1 protein-coding gene is annotated in these 1,132 nt (G+C 58.0%); it reads left to right on the top strand.

Annotation, left to right across the window (positions count from 1 at the left end; translation table 11 throughout):
* Nucleotides 1-40 precede the first annotated feature (40 nt).
* Nucleotides 41-1,132 (top strand): hypothetical protein (locus ABZX22_RS45240; protein WP_354923564.1); only part of this gene is annotated, 1,092 nt, incomplete at its 3' end.

Here is a 1,132-nt window from a genome sequence, read left to right as displayed (position 1 = left end):
GCCACGAGAACTCGGCTATTACCGCCTCCATGATCAGTCGATGAGCAAGGATTCAGCACACATGCGCTCGACGGCGGAGGCGACGCTCGCAAAGAACATGGCGGCGTTTCCCCGGCAACTGGCCAGCGCCATGCAACTGCTCATACAGACGTCGGCAGAGATCTACTCGAGCAATGTCACCCTCGAGCGGGAACGGCTGGGCCTGATCGGGTCGCAGCGGGAACACGAACGGGACATTGAGCGCCTCGAAGGTATTGTCAGCCAGCTCAAAGACGATATCGCATCCCTGGTGCGGGGCAAGGAATGGCTTGAAGTGCAGTGGAGCAACTATAAGACTGCCAACGTCGCCATGGAGCAGGACAAGCAACATCTGAGCGCAGCGCTTGCTGAGCACCGGTCGGAGATCGAACGGCTCGAAGCAATGACGCGCCAGCTCAAGAGCGATATCAATGAACTCACTACCGAGAAGCAATGGCTAGAGAAAAGGTTGGACGAATGCCACAAAATCAATGCCGCCAACGAGCTGGCCAATCAGAATCTGACGGAATTGCTCGCGCAACACAAGGCAGAGATCAGCCTCATTCCTCGTCCATCTCCAGAGTCCGGCCGCGGTACATCAACTATGCTAATTGATCGATTTGGGGCTGCGCGTCGGCGCGTGGGGAGGCTTGCAAGACGCTTCACTGAATCACCGGACGTATCGGTGGACGAAGCCGGGTTGCTGCGTACATCGCCGTTATTCGATCGCGCATATTATCTGGCGACCTATCCGGACGTAGCGGATGCGGCTATCGATCCCGTTGTTCATTACCTGCAATTCGGGTGGAGGGAAGCGCGGCAGCCGAGCATGTCGTTCGACGGTAACCGCTATCTCGACGATAACCCTGATGTTCGGGCCGCGGGGGTCAATCCGCTCGTCCATTACTTGGCATTCGGCAAGCAAGAGGGACGTCATTTCGCACCGGTGACCGTGCGCGCGACGGACCAGGAGAATTCCGATGCGGGGCCGGGCGATTCCATCGCGAGCGACGAGCAATCTTCCTCGCAGGAAATCCGGCGGATCATCGAGCAGTCCGGCTTGTTCGACCTCGAACTGTATTGCAGGCTCAATCCCGATCTGGCAAGTTTGCCC

Origin of the sequence: Nonomuraea sp. NPDC003804 (genome assembly GCF_040610675.1) — a bacterium.
In the GTDB taxonomy this organism is placed as follows: domain Bacteria; phylum Actinomycetota; class Actinomycetes; order Streptosporangiales; family Streptosporangiaceae; genus Nonomuraea.
The sequence above is the reverse complement of the archived record's forward strand: the minus strand, read 5'-3'. Positions and strand labels throughout refer to the sequence as shown.